Raw genomic sequence first — 17,413 nt, forward strand, 5'->3', positions numbered from 1 at the left:
TCTCTGGCGGTTGCTCATTAAATTGCGGTAAAAGTTAGCGAGGTCTGAGGCGCTGGGAGGTCAATAGACAAAACATCAGCGAAGCTGTTTTTTCGGTGAATTTGATGATGACTGCTGGTGGTTACTCTTGGACTGTTGTGCCAGTTGAGCGAAGAACTGACTATATGGAGGCCTTAGAAACAGTAAGTGTCGAGCGAAATATTACCCCCTTTGCAAAATTTCTAGCTTTGTTATTGTTGGCATAGCTCTTTTTAAGAAAAGAACTTTTGTAAGATACCATACCTTACACCCTAAGCGCCCATATGAAAGGACCTGCGGTGTTAGGTTTGTTGAAAAAGGTTGGGGCGGTTTATTCTGCCCTAAATGCTAATAATCAGCTCTAAGTATTGGTTGTTATTTTTTGATCAAGATCCAAGTATTAGCATAATCAGGTAAGTGCTTATTCGCTTTGTAGTAATCGTCCCAGCCGTAATAGCTGTCGGTTAAAAAATCTAGTTGGAATAAGTTGTTATCAAATGCGCCGCCGGTATCGGCTAATATTCCCATTTGACTCACTGAAGCGCCATTGTTTAGATAGTTAATCATGACCAGCTTACCTAGGCCTAATTGGTCAACATTACCAGCAAATGTAACCCGTGGTTTTACTTCAATTTTGTTACCTATTTCGGTTCCGTAGCCCATTATTGAAGGGACTTCTGCAAAATACCAATAGCGCCCTTGTGCTGTTTTACCAATACTGTAATCGTAGCTAATACCGTTATTGCGATGCACATTAAAGTAGCGGGTTTTACCGTCAACATTTAACACCCCCGTGCCTTGTAATAACACGTCATGTAAACCGGCTTCTGTTAACCATATCAGTGGCTTGGCTAATTTCTTTTGTAAAAGCACACCTTGCATAATTTGTTGGCGAGTATATTTAAAACGAGTTAATTTCGACTTTTGTAACTCAGCTTCGTCTAAGGTCAAATTAGCTTCATCAAATGGCAAAGCATATAAAGCATGATTAAATTCAGGGGTTTTCACTGAACTTGCGGTTAATAATTTAGTGTAATATTTGGTAATAAATAACTGCTCGTCAGGAATGTTGTTTAATAGTCTGCTTTTAACTTGGTTAGTACTTTTTTGCGCAATGGCTTGGGCTTGGTCAGTATCTGGATGCCAACGATAAAAGTGAAAGTTTTCTCGTAAAAACTGACTGTCTTGTAAGCGACTTTGTCGTTTATTACGTACATCATCTTGGTAGGTGCTGCAAATAAATTCAAGTGTGTCTTTTACCAATTCTTTGTTCAGCAATTGTGCAGTGCTCTCGCTTTTGACTAGTAACTCCATAGGCGGTGGCTGCGCACTTTCATTCTCATAATCATTGTTGTGAGCAATATATTGCAGAGTGTTTTTGGCAACCTTGCATAGGTCGCTAGTTTTAAATAATTGCATTTGTCCAAAATCAGGGCTTTCCTCTAAAACAAACTTAGCCGATGCACAATGGCTAGAAAAACTGATGCTGACCAAAATAAATAACCAGCAAGCGGAAAAATTGGGGAAAGGTTTCATCTAAGCAGTTTACCAATAGTTACTTTTTATTTTATGGATGTAAGGGTATTACACTTATTTATCAGGTTCACCAAGCATTTGCATTGCTGCTAAATAATCCAGTTTCACCCTACAGAACTTATCACAATATTAGCGAGCCGTGAGTCATGGATAAGCCAAAACCGGGGAAATGATTAGTTCTATTATATCATTCTGGTAGTGCCTGCTGACGACATCTAGAAAGCAAAAGTTGAAACAGAGTCTAATTCGAAATTTGTTTACAGCATCAGCTCAGGCTGGATGCAAAATTTAAGAGCAGCAATAACCTACGTTAATTATTTTTAAATGACTGATGACTCAGTATATTTAGCCTCACTTTCTCTAAGGCTTTTTGAGTATTTTCAACGTTTAGGTTGACCATAAACGCATCGATAATAGGCATAATTTGATCCGCGTAAGTTTTTTTACTATCGCGGTCAAAAAACTGAGTTATTCCCTCTGCGTTAACGATGGTTTCATAAGCTTCTTGTGTAAGGCTTGAATTATTTTGTTGCGCACTTTTATGGGGTGACATTATTCCGAGGTTGTTGTTGAATTTTTTCTGACTCTCACTGAGAACGGCAAATTCAATGAAGGATTGGGTTAAATTCTTTCTGTTGTTTGTTGCGGTATGACCAACACATCAAGCGGTGCCTCTTCGTAATAAACTGACTGTCCTTCAAAAAGCGGGAATTTGAAAAAACCAATCTCGCTTTTAATGCTTTCTGGAAATGCTTGAACAGCGTAATTACCTAGCATTGACATACCTACGAGCCCCCTAAATAATAATGGAAGGCCCTGTTTCCATTCTAATTTTTGATGATTTTTAATAAAGTATCCCGCCCTTGATATTTCTTCAATCTTTCTAAGAACCTTAGTAATCCTGACATCTAAATAAGAGATTTGCCCTTCTACTAATTCTTGGTGAAATGCAATGCCATTTAGTCGTAAATTCAAATAGTCAAACCAAGCGGTGGCAGGCCAATTGCTTTTGCTGCCTATATAAATAGGAGTGATGTTATTTTTTTTGAGAGCTTCACATACAGCAAGAAATTGCTGCCAATTTTGGGGTTCAGAAAGGTCGAATTTGGAAAACAAAGGTTTAAAGTAATAAAAGCCTATTTGATAATAGGATATCGGTAACGCAAAGCTTTTTCCTTTAAATGAAACCGCATCAATCACCGCTTTGTCATATAGTTGAGCCATTTCGTCTGCTGCAATTATATGGTCTATTGCAGCAATTTTATTTTGTTCAATATATTCAAATAAACGCTCGCCAGCATGCCAATATAAAACATCATATTGGTTTGATACCAGCATTTTTGGAAAGTTAGCTTTGTATTCCTCGCTGGTGTAAGAGGTTATTTTGATTTGTATATTAGGATTGGCGTCTTCGAATGCTTGAATTAAATTGTAATAGGCGGCACGTTGGGAACTATTTGAAATAGACGCAGCTATTTTTAGCTGTTGTTTAGCAAACCCAGGAAAGGCTAAAACCACGGTAAGTGCAACGATTAGAATGCGGATATTATTCTCCTTTATTCCTGAGTTTAATCTAGTAGGTTAAGTTCGTAAGTTCAACAAATTGCATTAATATTGTCGTAATTTCATCGACGTTATTCCGACAACCCCTGTTAACACTATTCAGCAATCACGGTAAACCAAAATCCATTTTCTAGTTGTTTGAACGTTTGCCTGTTGCTTATTAACCTAAGTTCGACGTACGGACACAGGTTAATTGACTTATTTAATTTGCCATTAATGTGGTGCAGTGTTGCATAGATGGAGTGCGATTATATTTTATACAGTATTGGCAAGGCTACTTTATGGGTATATTTCAATAAGCTACCTTACAAAAGTTGTAAGCCTTAGTGGTGTAAAAATTGCTTTGATTAATATTTAAGCTTTTAACAGGATGTATAGCTCTTGTCAGTCATCGACGATATTTCTAACTCGCTCACAGAGTTGGTGCCTATTTGGGCGATTGGGCCCATATTCTTCTGCATTGTTTTGATTGGTCTTTGGCTCATCAAACGTTTTTTATATATCTACCTGAAAGCATTGAATCAGCCAACTAATTACAACTGGTTAGGCATTACGGTACGAGCAGCCAAGCGCCCTTTAAGCTTATTGATTGTATCCATTAGCTTAAAAACAACCGTTACCTTTGTGCAGCTTTATGACGAAGCCGTTAATACCTGGGGGACGCAGGTTAACCTAGTAGCGGTGATGTTCACTATTGTAGCAATGCTAATTTTTACCGATCACTTTGCACGTATGACCATTACTCGCATTATTTCCAAAGGAAGTGGTTTACGCAGTAGTGGTACCCTTTTAAGGGGCCTTTTACGAGGCGTGATTATTGTTATTGGTGTATTAATCATATTAACCAATATGGGTATCTCCATTACACCCCTTGTGGCTTCACTAGGGCTTGGTTCTCTTGCGGTAGCTCTGGCATTACAACCTACCTTAGAAAACTTTTTTTCAGGTATTCAAATGCTGGCAGATAAACCCATCAGAGTAGGGGACTTTATTGAACTAGATTCTGGTGAGCAAGGCTTTGTCGATAAAATTGGATGGCGTTCCACATGGATAAAAATGCTGCCAAATAATGTGGTCATTATGCCTAACAGTAAACTGGCTCAATCGAAAATTATTAATTATTACTATCCAGAAAAACAGCTGTCGGTGCCAGTAGATCTCGGCGTGCACTATGATTCTGACCTAGATCATGTAGAGAGAGTGACACTTGAAGTGGCCAAACAAGTGCTTAAAAGTCACAAATGGGGTATCCCCGAATATGACACATTTGTAATCTTTACCGGCTTTGACAACTCCAGTATTAACCTAACTGTCATGCTGCGGGCTGAAGAGTATTTTAATCGCTTTTTTATTAGGTCAGCATTTATCAAAGCTTTACACAAAAGGTACGCCCAAGAAGGAATTATAATTCCATATCCAATTCGTGCGGTAAATCTCAATCAGGAAGGCAGTGATGAGGTGTTGAGGAACAAATCACAGTGATGTGCTAAGCATTTTTAGATCACGTATTGTGTGCGCACAAAGAATGGAGAATCCATAATAAATATCAGAAATAAATATCAGGGTCAGTACAAAGTTATAGTAATAATATCGGATCAAAATAAGCGACAAAAGAATGAATTTAGCTCTGATGATTATTGACATGCAGAAAGCATATGCAGTTGGTTACTGTAAAAAGTCAATGGAAAAAGCGGCATTAACTATTAATCAAACAATTATGTTGTTTAGGGAGAGCAACAAGCCATTTTTTTGGGTTCAAGATATTAATCAAAAAGAAGGGGGACTGCCTGGAAAGAGGGGGTGGGATCATCGATTATTTGCTTTTTGTTTGTAGGTCGCCCTTTAGGGCGTCAAGACAGCAATGATTGGTCATCGTTAGATAAGTTGATGGGCTGAAGCCCAACCTACAGGGGGAGTCTTTTTCTCTGTGTTCTCTGTGCCCTTTTAGGTTAAATATCTTTAGTTATCAGCTTTTTGCTTGTAGGTCGCCCTTTAGGGCGTCAAGACAGCAATGATTGGTCATCGTTAGATAAGTTGATGGGCTGAAGCCCAACCTACAGGGGGAGTCTTTTTCTCTGTGTTCTCTGTGCCCTTGTAGGTTAAATATCTTTAGTTATCAGCTTTTTGCTTGTAGGTCGCCCTTTAGGGCGTCAAGACAGCAATGATTGGTCATCGTTAGATAAGTTGATGGGCTGAAGCCCAACCTACAACTCATTCGCCTTTCGGTAAGGCCCCTCGTAATCAAATAACCGCTCGGTTACTTGCCAGTGGTGTTTTTGCTTTTTGGCTATCACAAAGTCTGGTGTTGGCAGGTGAGGTAAAAAGCGTTCTAACTCTTCTAGCGAGTTGAACTGAATAGATTGTGTGCCGTTGGCTATTCTGCGTGCGAATAAGTCGTTAAAGGATTGTCTCGATTTTTTAAATTTAAAGCGGAAGGTTTCCGATAACGTCAAACCGTCTTCGTCGTGGTAGGTGATTTTTAAGCACTTGTCGGCTTTGTTAATCTCTGGGGTAATGGCCGCGCAGCGCAATACTTTGTTATTGTTTAAATTTAAGGCTTTTCTTAATAAATCATCGGGGTCGATTAATTTTTCTGAACAGTGTTGGCATTGTCTAGCGGCGATATCATTTTCTTGGTTGCAATAAGGACAGCATTTAAAACGAAAACGGTAAGTGCATTGGGTCTCTATTTCTGGGCTTGCAGCACCATCTGAGCTCCCAATCAAACCATGACAACGGCGACCAAAATGCTCAAGAATATTACCTTGTGGGTCTTTCCTGCCCCAAAATGCATTGGCAAAACCGCATTGAGGGCAATGGATTTGTACTGCAACTGAATCTTGGGTGGGCTTTATTTCGCCAATTTCTGGCTGAAAAATATTGTAACCATTATTGGTGTAATCCAACACTAAACAGTCTTTTTTGCCCGGACTCAAGCGCAAACCTCGACCTACAATTTGTTGAAATAAACTGATGGATTGCGTGGGCCGCAAAATAGCTATGACATCTACGTGGGGGGCATCAAAGCCTGTGGTCAATACCGATACATTCACCAGATACTTAATGTGTTTGGCTTTAAACGCGGTTATTAGTGCGTCACGTTGTTTTATTTTTGTGCTGCCGGTAATTAGGGCCGTTTGCTCAGCAGGTAAATAACCACAAATTTCTTGTGCGTGCTCTATGGTCGCAGCAAAAATCATCGCCCCTTGGCGGTCTTGGCTCAGCTGTATGATTTGCTCGGTCACCGCCTTGGTCACCCGTGGATGTTTGTGGATGAGTTCATTTAAGGCGATATCATCGGTGTTTTGTTCGCCGTCTAAACTTTCTGTCAACAAATTAAAGTCATAATGGGCAATAGCCGCATCATAATGAATGGGCGGTGTTAAATAGCCTTTTTTTACCATGTGTTGCAGGGGTAGTTCGAAAATACATTTTTTAAAAAAAGAGTCGGTGCAGGGGCGTGTGTAACCATGGTAATGATGCTGATAAATCCAGCCGCTGCCTAATCGATAAGGGGTTGCGGTTAAGCCCAGTACCTTGACGTTAGGATTAAGGGTACGAAAATGCGCTAGGGTTTTATGGTATTGCCCGCTTTCGTCTTGGCCCACTCGATGACATTCATCAATAATAATCAGGCTGACAGGGACTTGAAAAGAGTCTAAGTTAGCAGACAGTGACTGAATACTGGCAAAAGTAGTTTTTGCGGCGTTCTCTTTTTGGTTTAGCCCTGCTGAAAAAATACCAGATGGCGAACCCGTAGCAAGAAATTTTTCATGATTTTGTTCAACTAACTCTTTCACATGGGCAAGGCAAATAACCCTACCTTTTGCCAATCGGCTCAACTCAGCAATCACTAAGCTTTTACCTGCACCGGTAGGCAATACAATTACAGCTGGATCATCACCATGACGAAAGTGCTTTACAGCAGCCTCAACAGCTTGAATTTGGTAATCTCGTAATATGAATGTCTGGCTCACAAATCCTCATTACCTAAGGTGGTAATCGCTTTATTGGCAATTGAATAAGAGAATCCTTGACCAATCAAATGTCGCAATGCTTTTTGTTTAAGTTTTTCATCGACAATAGGGGGCTCACCAAATTTTTTTACTTTAAGTGCTAGTGCCTTAGCTAAATAGTCATCTTCAGTATTATCTAGTGATCCTACACACTCATTGATGATTTGGGATGCGAAGCCTTTGGCATAGAGTTTTTGTTTTATTTTGTTGGGACCAATATTCTTTTCTGAATAATTTTGGCTCAAGCGTTGAGCATAACGAAGATCATCAACAATGCCTTGCTCGATAAGGTAGTTAAGGGCTTCTTCATTAAATGAGGGGTCTTCTTTGAATAATGTGTTGGCCTTTTGTATTAAGGTTTTTGCTGTGTAATCTCCATATTTACCGATCAACCACAAGTAATAACCTTTGACTCGTTCGTAGGTTATTTCCTTAGGTTTGGCATCTTGCTTGTTTTTAAACATCTTTCAGGTTTTCCAATGTTATTCACCCAGATTCTTCATTACTTAGTACTTCAACCTAATACTTTGGCAAGATCCTCAACATTAACATGATACAAAGCCTGATTTAGTTAAATTGAAATTGCTGTTTTGGTAAATGATATTCTACATAAGCTGAACTTGGGTTACTAAGTGTTGTGTCAATTTATTTTATACTTAATATTCAGCAGGTTACAAATGAACAGCGTTGAAAAGCAAAAGAATTTGTCAATGACTTTCACAGAGAATTATTAACGCGACTTCGCCGATAATACTTACAGGCTATTCACTAAAAAGTCAGTACAGACGAAAATCATAAATCCGCTAGTGATTGTTAAATACTCTGAGGTCTTGTGTTTATGTTGCGTGAATTCCCACTGCAGCCTGAATAGAATTTGATTATAACGATACAGTGACAATGGGTGAAATTTTCATTGTCGACATCTTTTTAGATTTACCAGTGAGTTCTGATTTAACAGGGGGTGGTTTTGGCTTAACCATTGCTTCAGGCAATGTATTCTTTGTAAGTGTGGATTATCCCAGTTTATTGGCAAGAAGAAGAGTGTCATTGCCTAGGTAGTTGAATGAAGAGCAGACTTAGCTTGTATTCATATACTGTAACTTATGGAAGGCCTTACTTTATATTAAGGCCTTTTTGTATGTGTGTCCTATCATTACATACCTTGAAAACAGTCAAATTTAAGGCTAACAGCCACTATTGGTTACGGCATAGTAAATTGGATCGGCTGTAATTGTAGTGTCAATATTATAAAGTAAACTGCAGCTATCAAAGGTTGCGTAGCCCTTGGGGACTATATACATGGATTTCCCACCAGGTACATCATATACACCCCAATCAGCGGTAATTGTATCGTTTGCGTTAGTCATTATTTGGTAATTCCCGTCGAGGGCTAAAATAACGTTGGCACTTAAAGGGGTGAGATTTCCTATAGTGGTACTAATAGTCACTCCGTTGGTGGTAATCGAGCCGGGCTCAAGCTTTTCTTGCCCTGCCATAATTGCTTTAGCATAAATTAGGGAGTTGGCCGATTTTAACGCCCCCTCTACAGCCTTTAATTCGGCAGCTACGGCATCGCCTTTTAAATCTATGAACTTAGGAGCGGCGACTACGGCCAGAATTCCTAAAATAACTATGACTATAATTAGCTCAATTAGGGTAAAACCATTTTGTAAATTTTTATGCATATAAATATTATTCTCTATTAATATAGTTATCTATAACAACACTAAATTATATTGCAAACAAGCATTTAGCCGTTTTTTTTCTTTTGCCTCGCAGCTCGTTGCTAGCAAGAGCTTTTCTGGATTTTTAAATAGCTTCTAGCATTTGCGTTTTTTTACACATAGAAGAATTATTCTTGCATAAACTATCCATAACTTGGGTTGTTTCAAGTTCGACGTTGCGGTTGATGATGCGTTTTAAATGTTCTCTGAGCCACATTAAACCTTGGTCTCTGTCTTGTCGTTTGTGCCACATGATGGAAACTTGTTGAGGCATTAATTCTATTGGTGGTTTAGTGGCTGAAATCTTACCGGCAATAATTTCTTTGGCGACGGCAGAAATTGGGGTGACACATATCAGGTCACTGCGAGCTATTAAGTCGGCAACTGTAGAAAAATGGTTTACGGTAACTGCAATACGTCTCGATAGTCCGTGTTGTAGCAAGACTTGATCGGTATAGCCGGTTGTATCGCCAGACAATGAAACTAACAAATGATCAGCAGCAGCAAATTCTTCTAAGCTAAGTTCTGCTTTGGCCAGAGGGTGATCATGATTCATTACACAAACGTAGATAGGGGAGAATAAATACTCAGCTCTGAAGGTGTTAGAAATAAGACCGGTACTGCCAATTACCATATCTACTTCAGCATCTTCTAACACTTGTTCGGTATTGACTATGGTGTAAGGCACTGCATGAATATTGACCCCAGGCGCTTCTTTCTCAATGGTACAACGTAGCTCTGCCCACACCATGTCGACTAATATATCTGATACGGCAATGCGGAATGTCCGTTTAGCTGTGGCTGGAACAAAACTTTTAGGATCAACCGCTTCGGTCAGGGAAATAAGCGGCTCGCGAATTTGATTCCATAAATTCTGCGCATGTAATGTGGGTTGAATATTACGACCATCTTTAACAAATAACTCATCTTTCCAAGCTGTTCTCATTCTACTTACCGCGTTAGATACCGCTGGCTGAGTCATCGCTAATCTATTTGCTGCTCGGGTAATGGAACGTTCAGTCATGATGGCATCAAATACCATTAAAAGGTTGAGTTCTTGTGGGCGCATAAATATGTCCATTGGCAAAATCGTGGTTGGATTATACATCACAAAATAAAATGTATTCCATATGAATATATAATTATTTTTATGTTTTTATGCGCTGCATAATAGCCATATCAAAAATCGTCGCAGGCAAATATTGATTTATTTTCTGTGTAACAAGTCACTTTTTAACTTATTGGAATATTTTTATTATGCGTTGGTTCATCTTGTTAATAGCTATATCAGCTGTTTCTCTGCCCAGTCAAAATGTACAAGCTAGTGAGCAAGCTGTCGCCATTGACTACTTGTATGGTGAAGATGACATAACAGGGGTGCGCTTGGCTTATCGTCCTTATAATACTCAATTCACGTCAATCGATTGGTTAGGTTCTCTTGATGTCTATTGGGAAGTCAGTGTGAATTTTTGGGAGTATGGCCCGCATAACCAACATGACACTAATTATGCGGTGGCATTGTCTCCGGTCTTTTCTAACCAATTCGATACTTTGTATGGCAAATATCCCCTCAAGTGGGAGTTTGGTATAGGTGTTTCATTGGTTAATGATACTCACTTTGCAGGCAAGGATATTGGCTCTCATTATCAGTTTGAAGACAGACTCGGTTTAGTTTTGCAATTTGGCCAGCAACTGGATAGTTCATTGGCTGTTCGTTATATGCATTATTCAAACGGTGGCTTGGATGATCATAACCCAGGTGTAGACTTTTTGAATGTGTCTTATGCCAAGACATTCTGAAATAGTTACGAGCTTTCAATAATCTAATTTAGTACATATTTAATTTTTACATGCTCATAAGGAGCCTACACACATGAACACACAATTATTTAAAGTCTTTAAAAATCTTAGCCAAGCGGTATTTGCTATTTTACTTTTTGGTTTAGCTAACTCAAGTTTTGCCACTGAAGTTAATAATCCCCAGTTATTACTGGAAAAAGTGACCAATACAACTTTCACACGAATAGATCTTGAGAAACAAAGTATTGAAGCTAATCCTGAACATTTACGGACCATTATTGAACAAGAATTGATGCCTTACATTGACCACAAATTTGCTGCGTTTAAAGTATTAGGTAAACAATTTAAGTCTGTTCCTAAGCAACAGATACCAGAATATGTGGAACAGTTTAGACAATATTTAATTTCTAATTTTGCCGTGGCATTGGCCAATTATGGTGGACAAGAGTTAATATTTGAACCAGTTAAAGATAGTGCTAATGCTAAAAGTATGGCGATTAAAGCTATTATTAGGCAAGCAGGTTATCCAGATATCAATATTCAATTTAAGTTGCGTAAAAACTCGAAAACACAAGAGTGGAAAACCTATGATTTAGTGGCCGAAGGCATTAGTTTATTGTCGAGTAAACAAACTGAGTTTGCTTCGCTTATTCGTCAACAAGGTATTCAGGCTGTAATAGATGTAATGAAGGCTAAAAATAGTGAGCCTTTGGAGTTGGCTAAAAATTCTAACTAATAATATTTTAAGATACGAGATACGAGATACGATGAGATAAATGAAGGCTTATAATTCTTGAAATTTAAGTACCAAGGTTACTAGGTGTTATATGGCAGCATTAGTCTTATAGCAATCCACATTGATAAGTGCGAGATCAATTATCAATGTGGATTGGTATTAGTTTCCTCAATTAGATAATGTGTTTTTTGGGATCCCAGTATAGGTAGTCTTCTTACAAAAACTGACATTTGCTAAACAAAAGCTCACTACTTAATCATTTTTATTAAGGTAAATTAATCCCGTATTTTTAAATTTATTTTTAATTCAACTCGGATTTTTATCTTATGAATATAGTATTTTCTAACTTTATTAAACAACTCTGCCAAGTGGTATTTGTTATTCTATTTTTGGGTTTAGCCAACTCAAGTTTTGCAACTGAGCAAGATAATCCACAATTAGGCTTGGAAAAAGTGACTAATGCTGCCTTCGCCCGAATTAAGTTGGAACAGCAAAGTATTGAAGCTAATCCTGAACATTTACGGACTATTATTGAACAAGAATTAATGCCTCACATTGACCACAAATTTGCTGCGTTTAAAGTATTAGGTAAACAATTCAAATCGGTTTCTAAGCAACAAATTCCAGAATATGTAGAGCAATTTAGACTCTATTTAATCTCTAATTTTGCGGTGGCATTGGCTAATTATGGTGGACAAGAGCTAATATTTGAGCCTGTCAAAGAGGCTAAAAATACGAAAAGTATGACGATTAAAAGTATAATTCGAGGCGCTGGGCGCCCAGACATCAGCATTCACTTTAAGTTGCGTAAAAATTCAAAAACACAAGAATGGAAAACCTATGATTTAGTGGCCGAAGGCATTAGTTTATTGTCGAGTAAACAAACTGAGTTTGCTTCGCTTATTCGTCAACAAGGTATTCAGGCTGTGATAGATGTAATGAAATCTAAAAACAGCGAGCCTTTGGAGCTTGCTAAGAATAACTAAACTTGGGTAATAAAGTGAAAATCAGGCATAATTGGTTATTCATTAGCCCGTAATAATTAATAAGGAGTTAAGTGGACAAAGTTAAACTCACTCAGGATGAAAACCTTTCTATTAAAGTTAGTTATCCTTTGTTGCCGAGTGACCACCAAATCCTTGATATCTATTTCTCTTTACCAGAAGAAATGGGCATTAGCGCTAAGACTTTAGCTGAAGAGCAATATTTTCATAGCAGTATTCAAACTCATAGTGCTTATTTTGCCGATCAGCTACATTTGCCTTTAGTTAGAAGTCGCTTTATCAGCCAAAAAAAAGGTGAACAAAGTGACTATCGTTTAAACCTGAATTTATTTTCTTATCAAATTCGTATTGCTTTAGATACGGACATAAAACAAACCCTTAAGCTTAAAGAGTGTGAAGAGTTTTATCCCCAAGCGATAGAAGTTGCCGAACAAATTTCGGGCTTACTGAAAAAGCTCAGAAGATATACCCCTTCAGATACAAAACTCAGAGCCTATTTTGAAAATGCCGATAATTACCTAAGTTGGCAAGTAGAGCAGTCATTTTTAAAATTATTATCAAGAGCGCCTAAAAGTAGTGACTTTTCTAGTGAGCGAAATTTTTTGCTTGCTCTGTGCCGCAGAGAAAACGAATACCGAGAAGAGAACCAATATAACTCCCAGTTAACTTTAGGTGACCCAAATCGTATCACCAATAAAATGCGATTGTTGCAACGCCTAATCGAATACGGCGTGGTATTTCAAAAACAAATTAAAAGCTTGAATAGTAATTTAAAACGCATTGTACGTGGAGTAGTGACTGCTTTTATTATGACTTTTGTTATGGCGCTGGTGTTAAATGCCCGTACCAATTTTACTGAAGTGACTATAGCCTTACTGGGTATGTTGGGAGTGATTTATGGTTTACGAGAAACATTTAAGGATGATATCACCGGTGTTATTTGGCGCTGGATCCAAAAAGGGCTACCCAAGTGGAAAATAATTTATAGCCATACAGTGACTAAAGCCAAGGTGGCGACTCAAACTATTTGGTTGCAATATATCCGCAATAAAGATTTACCCGAACAAGTAGATCAATTATTTCAAACCAGACGTCATCAAAACAAACAAGCCGCCCAATTGTTGCATTTTCGTAGTGACATTAAGGTTAACTCAAAAAGCTTTCTGCCTGGTTATGATGCGATTCAACAAAGAACTTATTTTAATTTAACCCCTTTTATCCGTTTTTTAAAAAAAGGTGAAGGGCGTTTATATTCCTCAGATGGTAGTAAAATTAGCAAACAAGCTGTTGAAAGGCGTTATCAAATTAATGTGGTGTTAATGCATACCGACAAAGAACAGCAACAACAAACACAACGATTCAAAATTACCCTAAATCGCTCTAACATTATTAATATTGAGGCTATTCAGTCTGATTGAGCCCCAAGATAATGGTCTCTTTTGGCTTATTCTGGGAATAACAGATCTTCACGATTATCCAGCCATAAAGGATATTTGGTCATGATTTTAGTAAACATCACACTTTGCAAATATCGGTTCAGCCATTGCCTGACTTTAGGGTAGGGGGCTTGCAGATACCATTGCCGTTCGATACGGGCAAATTGTCGAATAAAAGGTAACAGGGCTATATCCAGCAGAGACTCTTTATCCGACCACAAAAAGGCATGTTGTTCTAAGCGTTGTTCAAGCTCTTGAATAAAAACTTCACATTGCTGTCGGCAATCGCTTAGTGTGCTTTCATGATAACGTTTGGCACATTTGTATTGTTCTAAACATTGTTTAAATCCAACATCAAATCGAGCAATTTCACCGAGCATATTCGGTAAAGCTGGCGGCTGTTCTGAGTGCAGGAGATCGTCAGGATCGCTCTGGGACAAGGCCCATAACATCAGCTCTAAACTTTCTTCAAGCACGATTTCTGTTGTTGAGCCCGGCTGTTTCGGCAACACCAAAATAGGCACTGTGCCTTTGGGGGAACTGGCTAACATTTCTGCTGGTTTATTGGTTAATACTAAGTCTCGTAATGACACCGGCTGTTTGGCTTTATAAATGGCGATTCTGCCACGCATGGCATAAGGGCAATTGCGCAAAGAATAAAGTATAGGGTAGGTTTTTGGGACATTCATCGCTAATTAACTGTGATCGCCTTATTTACTGGTATTAATCTACTGTATCGATATTCATCGACTAAATATACGGGTAATATGCCGCCTTTAAATTTAGTAAACAACAAGTTGTAAAAATGAATCATAAAATTGAATTATTAGCCCCAGGTGGTGATATTGATGCCATTAAAGCAGCGATTATTGCTGGTGCCGATGCGGTATATTGCGGATTAGATACTTTTAATGCCCGTAATCGTGCGGCTAATATTTCATTTGATCAACTTGTTGGGGTAATACGACTGGCTCACCTTTATCAATGTGAAATTTTCCTGACCCTGAATATCATTATTTTAGAACGAGAATTTCCCACCTTAGCCAAGCTACTGAGTAAGCTGGTGAATACCACGTTAGACGGTGTGATAGTGCAAGATCTTGGTTTGTTTAATTTAATCACTAAACATTTTCCGACTCTAGATATCCATGCTTCGACCCAGCTCACTACCCACAATGTAGGGCAAATTCCTTTTCTGAAAAAATTAGGAGCCTCGCGGGTTAATTTATCTCGAGAGCTAAACCTAAAAGAAATCACCGCGATCACAGCTGCCAGTCGCGAAAATGAGATATTAACCGAAGTGTTTGTGCACGGCTCATTGTGTGTGGCGTTTTCGGGTTTGTGTTATTCCACCTCTGCCAGTGTCGGTAACTCAGGTAATAGGGGGCGTTGCAGTCAGGCTTGCCGCGAAGAATACGAAACCACACCGTCAGGAAATAATTTTCCACTGAATATTAAAGACAACTCGGCATTTTTTGACTTACCGGCCTTGATAGAAGCAGGAGTAGATTCATTCAAAATTGAAGGGAGGATTAAAGGTGCGACATATGTACATACAGTGGTTGATAGCTTTCGTAAACAAATTGATGGTTTTTTAAAAACAGGTGAGTTGTTAGAAGACGGCGAACGCCTGTATAAAGTCTTTAATCGTGACTTTTCTAATGCCTTTTTACGGGGCGATTTGAACCAATCTATGTTCATTGATAACCCTAGAGATAATTCTAAAATTCACGCTCTAGCTAAAAATGCCGCGCCACCAACTGGCGAAGTACAGGTTACTGAGACAAACGAGGTTAATGAAAAGTTTGATACTATTTCAGTAGTGCAAATTCATGATGTAGGGCAAACACTGCACGATGAAAAGACCCAGATGAATGCCACAGTACAAGACAAAATTAAGTATTTAAATATTGAAAAACCGCGCTTAACTTTGCACTTTTCTGGTGAGCCAAATAGCCCATTAACCGTGACCGTCTCCACCAATACCGCGACTAACGAGCAAGGTTCAGCTGAGTTGGCGGTTGTTGAAAACAAAGAATTTATTGTGCTGTCCAGCAGCCAGTTAATGCTTAAAGAGCAGAGCGACAGCCTTAAAGCTGCCCTCGACAAGCGCTTTAGAAGTTTCAACAATGCAGAGTTCACATTGCAAGAAATGAATATGCAAGACTTAGCCGATGGTGTGAGTTTACCCTTCAAAGAGTTAACCCTACTTAAAAATGAAGTCGCCCGTTTATTAAATAATAACAAGCCGGTGTTGCCTGCTGTGACATTGCCTGCATTACAAAATTACCCTAAAGCCGCAGATTCAGACGTTAAACTATCCATTTTAATTTGTGACCCTGCTGACTTTGTATTAGCCGATAGTACTGACGCAGATGTGTACTTTAAATTACCTGACGCCTACAAACGTGACTGTACAAAGTACGTAGATTTACTCAAACAACAGCCGAAGATTATTCCCTGGTTTCCAGCGGTATTAATAGGTAAAGACTACGATGTTGCTATAAATATTTTACAACAAGTGATGCCACCGCTAATCGTCACCAACAACACAGGTATCGCTTATGAAGCCTACAAACTTGGTATTAAGTGGATAGCTGGGCCATTTTTGAATATCACTAACTCTTACGCTTTAATGGCTATACAAGAAGAGTTTGATTGTAGTGGTGCTTTTATTTCGAACGAAATAAACAAACAACAGATGCAAAAGATCGCTCGCCCTAAAAACTTTAAATTGTTTTACAGTATTTATCACCCCATTTTATTAATGACCAGCAGGCAGTGTTTTTTCCAACAAAGTGTAGGCTGTGAAAAGCCTCGGATAGATAATGGCTGTATGTTGTCATGTGATAAATCTACCAGCATCACCAATCTCAAAGGGGTGTCGTTTGCGATTGATAAACAAAAAGCTGGATACCCTAGCATTTATAATCAAGATCAGTTTTTAAATATAGAGATCATCAAAGATCTAAGCCATATGTTTGACGGCTTTATGATTGATTTAACCAATATCGGCAGTGGTGATAAACAAATGCCTGACAAAGAGGAACTGATTAAACAATTCGAAGACTTGTTAGCAGGTGATAGCGGCGTACCCGGCACATTAAATAACTTAGTACCTGAATCAACGGTTAGTCAGTATCACACTGGGTTATAGACAAACATTAACAAAGGAATAAACGACCTATGTCAGCAAAAAAAGTGAAGTTTGAATTAGAGAAACAGAATAAAAATAGTGTGCGTTATAAAGAAGTACCAGAAGACGGCATGCCACCTGTGATCGGTAGTATCTATGTGCAAAAGTGGTTTGCTGGGACTAGCAAAAATATTGAAGTGACAATTGAGAAAAAAGATTAGCTGCCTAAAAAATAATTCTTTCAATAAACAGGTTCAGCTGCAGGGGCATTGAGTCCTAGTCCTCAAAAAAGCAAATGTGCAAATTTTTTCATGCCTAAATTGACAACCAGCTCATGTATGCTTTTTTCATATTCTAGTGCTGTGCTCTCAGCCTATTGGCCGATAATATGTGAAATAATTATATTATAAATAACCTAGCATTTAATGCTATTAAATGGAAAGA

At 38.5% G+C, this 17,413-nt stretch carries 18 protein-coding genes; 10 read left to right on the forward strand and 8 right to left on the reverse strand.

The window, feature by feature from the left end; genetic code table 11:
* Positions 1-104: 104 nt before the first annotated feature.
* Entirely contained in the window at positions 105-245 is a 141-nt protein-coding gene (locus GQR87_RS03375; protein WP_158966554.1) for a hypothetical protein, read from the forward strand.
* A gap of 148 nt (positions 246-393) precedes the next feature.
* On the opposite strand, the gene GQR87_RS03380 is transcribed toward GQR87_RS03375, so the two are convergent.
* From GQR87_RS03380 to GQR87_RS03385, 3 genes are all read right to left on the reverse strand, one after another.
* Positions 394-1,554, reverse strand: coding sequence for an MltA domain-containing protein (locus tag GQR87_RS03380; protein WP_158966556.1), 1,161 nt, complete (start codon positions 1,552-1,554; stop codon positions 394-396).
* A 310-nt stretch (positions 1,555-1,864) separates the two neighbouring features.
* Positions 1,865-2,107: a hypothetical protein gene (locus tag GQR87_RS22315; protein WP_233267387.1), complete on the reverse strand. Its 243-nt coding sequence runs from the start codon at positions 2,105-2,107 to the stop codon at positions 1,865-1,867.
* 68 nt (positions 2,108-2,175) lie between these two features.
* Positions 2,176-3,072 carry an ABC transporter substrate-binding protein gene (locus GQR87_RS03385; RefSeq protein WP_233267388.1) on the reverse strand — a complete coding sequence of 299 codons (897 nt, stop codon included), beginning with the start codon at positions 3,070-3,072 and terminating at the stop codon, positions 2,176-2,178.
* 426 nt (positions 3,073-3,498) lie between these two features.
* Here GQR87_RS03385 and GQR87_RS03390 point away from each other — a divergent pair, with 426 nt between their 5' ends.
* Both GQR87_RS03390 and GQR87_RS03395 read left to right on the forward strand, forming a co-directional pair.
* Positions 3,499-4,599 carry a mechanosensitive ion channel family protein gene (locus GQR87_RS03390; RefSeq protein WP_233267389.1) on the forward strand — a complete coding sequence of 367 codons (1,101 nt, stop codon included), beginning with the start codon at positions 3,499-3,501 and terminating at the stop codon, positions 4,597-4,599.
* 133 nt (positions 4,600-4,732) lie between these two features.
* Positions 4,733-4,951, forward strand: coding sequence for a hypothetical protein (locus GQR87_RS03395; protein ID WP_158966558.1), 219 nt, complete (start codon positions 4,733-4,735; stop codon positions 4,949-4,951).
* Positions 4,952-5,321: 370 nt separating this feature from the next.
* Here the strand turns inward: GQR87_RS03395 and GQR87_RS03400 are convergent, their stop codons facing one another.
* Positions 5,322-7,094, reverse strand: a complete 1,773-nt coding sequence (locus tag GQR87_RS03400) for a DEAD/DEAH box helicase (RefSeq protein ID WP_158966560.1) — start codon at positions 7,092-7,094, stop codon at positions 5,322-5,324.
* Positions 7,091-7,597 carry a regulatory protein RecX gene (locus GQR87_RS03405; protein WP_158966562.1) on the reverse strand — a complete coding sequence of 169 codons (507 nt, stop codon included), beginning with the start codon at positions 7,595-7,597 and terminating at the stop codon, positions 7,091-7,093. The genes GQR87_RS03400 and GQR87_RS03405 overlap by 4 nt, the downstream gene beginning before the upstream one ends.
* Positions 7,598-8,030: 433 nt before the next feature.
* Here GQR87_RS03405 and GQR87_RS03410 point away from each other — a divergent pair, with 433 nt between their 5' ends.
* Positions 8,031-8,192, forward strand: a complete 162-nt coding sequence (locus GQR87_RS03410) for a hypothetical protein (RefSeq protein WP_158966564.1) — start codon at positions 8,031-8,033, stop codon at positions 8,190-8,192.
* Positions 8,193-8,317: 125 nt separating this feature from the next.
* Here the strand turns inward: GQR87_RS03410 and GQR87_RS03415 are convergent, their stop codons facing one another.
* Positions 8,318-8,818, reverse strand: a complete 501-nt coding sequence (locus tag GQR87_RS03415) for a prepilin-type N-terminal cleavage/methylation domain-containing protein (RefSeq protein WP_158966566.1) — start codon at positions 8,816-8,818, stop codon at positions 8,318-8,320.
* A gap of 124 nt (positions 8,819-8,942) precedes the next feature.
* Positions 8,943-9,926: a LysR family transcriptional regulator gene (locus GQR87_RS03420; RefSeq protein WP_233267390.1), complete on the reverse strand. Its 984-nt coding sequence runs from the start codon at positions 9,924-9,926 to the stop codon at positions 8,943-8,945.
* A 188-nt stretch (positions 9,927-10,114) separates the two neighbouring features.
* On the opposite strand from GQR87_RS03420, the gene GQR87_RS03425 reads away from it, so the two are divergent.
* From GQR87_RS03425 to GQR87_RS03440, 4 genes are all read left to right on the forward strand, one after another.
* Positions 10,115-10,657: an acyloxyacyl hydrolase gene (locus GQR87_RS03425; RefSeq protein WP_158966568.1), complete on the forward strand. Its 543-nt coding sequence runs from the start codon at positions 10,115-10,117 to the stop codon at positions 10,655-10,657.
* Between the two features lie 73 nt (positions 10,658-10,730).
* Complete coding sequence (locus GQR87_RS03430; RefSeq protein ID WP_158966570.1) at positions 10,731-11,393, forward strand: phospholipid-binding protein MlaC; 663 nt, start codon at positions 10,731-10,733, stop codon at positions 11,391-11,393.
* Between the two features lie 326 nt (positions 11,394-11,719).
* Entirely contained in the window at positions 11,720-12,379 is a 660-nt protein-coding gene (locus GQR87_RS03435) for a phospholipid-binding protein MlaC (RefSeq protein ID WP_158966572.1), read from the forward strand.
* Positions 12,380-12,450: 71 nt separating this feature from the next.
* Complete coding sequence (locus tag GQR87_RS03440; protein ID WP_158966574.1) at positions 12,451-13,815, forward strand: hypothetical protein; 1,365 nt, start codon at positions 12,451-12,453, stop codon at positions 13,813-13,815.
* A 26-nt stretch (positions 13,816-13,841) separates the two neighbouring features.
* Here the strand turns inward: GQR87_RS03440 and GQR87_RS03445 are convergent, their stop codons facing one another.
* Complete coding sequence (locus tag GQR87_RS03445; protein ID WP_158966576.1) at positions 13,842-14,522, reverse strand: glutathione S-transferase; 681 nt, start codon at positions 14,520-14,522, stop codon at positions 13,842-13,844.
* Between the two features lie 116 nt (positions 14,523-14,638).
* Between GQR87_RS03445 and GQR87_RS03450 the strand changes: the two genes are divergently transcribed.
* The gene (locus tag GQR87_RS03450) at positions 14,639-16,990 is read left to right on the forward strand and encodes a peptidase U32 family protein (RefSeq protein ID WP_158966578.1); all 2,352 of its coding nucleotides are present in this window, start codon (positions 14,639-14,641) and stop codon (positions 16,988-16,990) included.
* A gap of 29 nt (positions 16,991-17,019) precedes the next feature.
* Positions 17,020-17,190, forward strand: coding sequence for a hypothetical protein (locus GQR87_RS22135; protein WP_199271684.1), 171 nt, complete (start codon positions 17,020-17,022; stop codon positions 17,188-17,190).
* Positions 17,191-17,413 lie beyond the last annotated feature (223 nt).

This window comes from Paraglaciecola sp. L3A3, assembly GCF_009796765.1.
In the GTDB taxonomy this organism is placed as follows: domain Bacteria; phylum Pseudomonadota; class Gammaproteobacteria; order Enterobacterales; family Alteromonadaceae; genus Paraglaciecola.

Bases quoted from the DNA above. Each gene is read 5' to 3' on its own strand.
- GQR87_RS03375 (WP_158966554.1), top strand. From the start codon at position 105: ATGATGACTGCTGGTGGTTACTCTTGGACTGTTGTGCCAGTTGAGCGA.
- GQR87_RS03380 (WP_158966556.1), bottom strand. From the start codon at position 1,554: ATGAAACCTTTCCCCAATTTTTCCGCTTGCTGGTTATTTATTTTGGTC.
- GQR87_RS22315 (WP_233267387.1), bottom strand. From the start codon at position 2,107: ATGTCACCCCATAAAAGTGCGCAACAAAATAATTCAAGCCTTACACAA.
- GQR87_RS03395 (WP_158966558.1), top strand. From the start codon at position 4,733: ATGAATTTAGCTCTGATGATTATTGACATGCAGAAAGCATATGCAGTT.
- GQR87_RS03405 (WP_158966562.1), bottom strand. From the start codon at position 7,597: ATGTTTAAAAACAAGCAAGATGCCAAACCTAAGGAAATAACCTACGAA.
- GQR87_RS03410 (WP_158966564.1), top strand. From the start codon at position 8,031: ATGGGTGAAATTTTCATTGTCGACATCTTTTTAGATTTACCAGTGAGT.
- GQR87_RS03415 (WP_158966566.1), bottom strand. From the start codon at position 8,818: ATGCATAAAAATTTACAAAATGGTTTTACCCTAATTGAGCTAATTATA.
- GQR87_RS03420 (WP_233267390.1), bottom strand. From the start codon at position 9,926: ATGCGCCCACAAGAACTCAACCTTTTAATGGTATTTGATGCCATCATG.
- GQR87_RS03425 (WP_158966568.1), top strand. From the start codon at position 10,115: ATGCGTTGGTTCATCTTGTTAATAGCTATATCAGCTGTTTCTCTGCCC.
- GQR87_RS03430 (WP_158966570.1), top strand. From the start codon at position 10,731: ATGAACACACAATTATTTAAAGTCTTTAAAAATCTTAGCCAAGCGGTA.
- GQR87_RS03435 (WP_158966572.1), top strand. From the start codon at position 11,720: ATGAATATAGTATTTTCTAACTTTATTAAACAACTCTGCCAAGTGGTA.
- GQR87_RS03445 (WP_158966576.1), bottom strand. From the start codon at position 14,522: ATGAATGTCCCAAAAACCTACCCTATACTTTATTCTTTGCGCAATTGC.
- GQR87_RS03450 (WP_158966578.1), top strand. From the start codon at position 14,639: ATGAATCATAAAATTGAATTATTAGCCCCAGGTGGTGATATTGATGCC.
- GQR87_RS22135 (WP_199271684.1), top strand. From the start codon at position 17,020: ATGTCAGCAAAAAAAGTGAAGTTTGAATTAGAGAAACAGAATAAAAAT.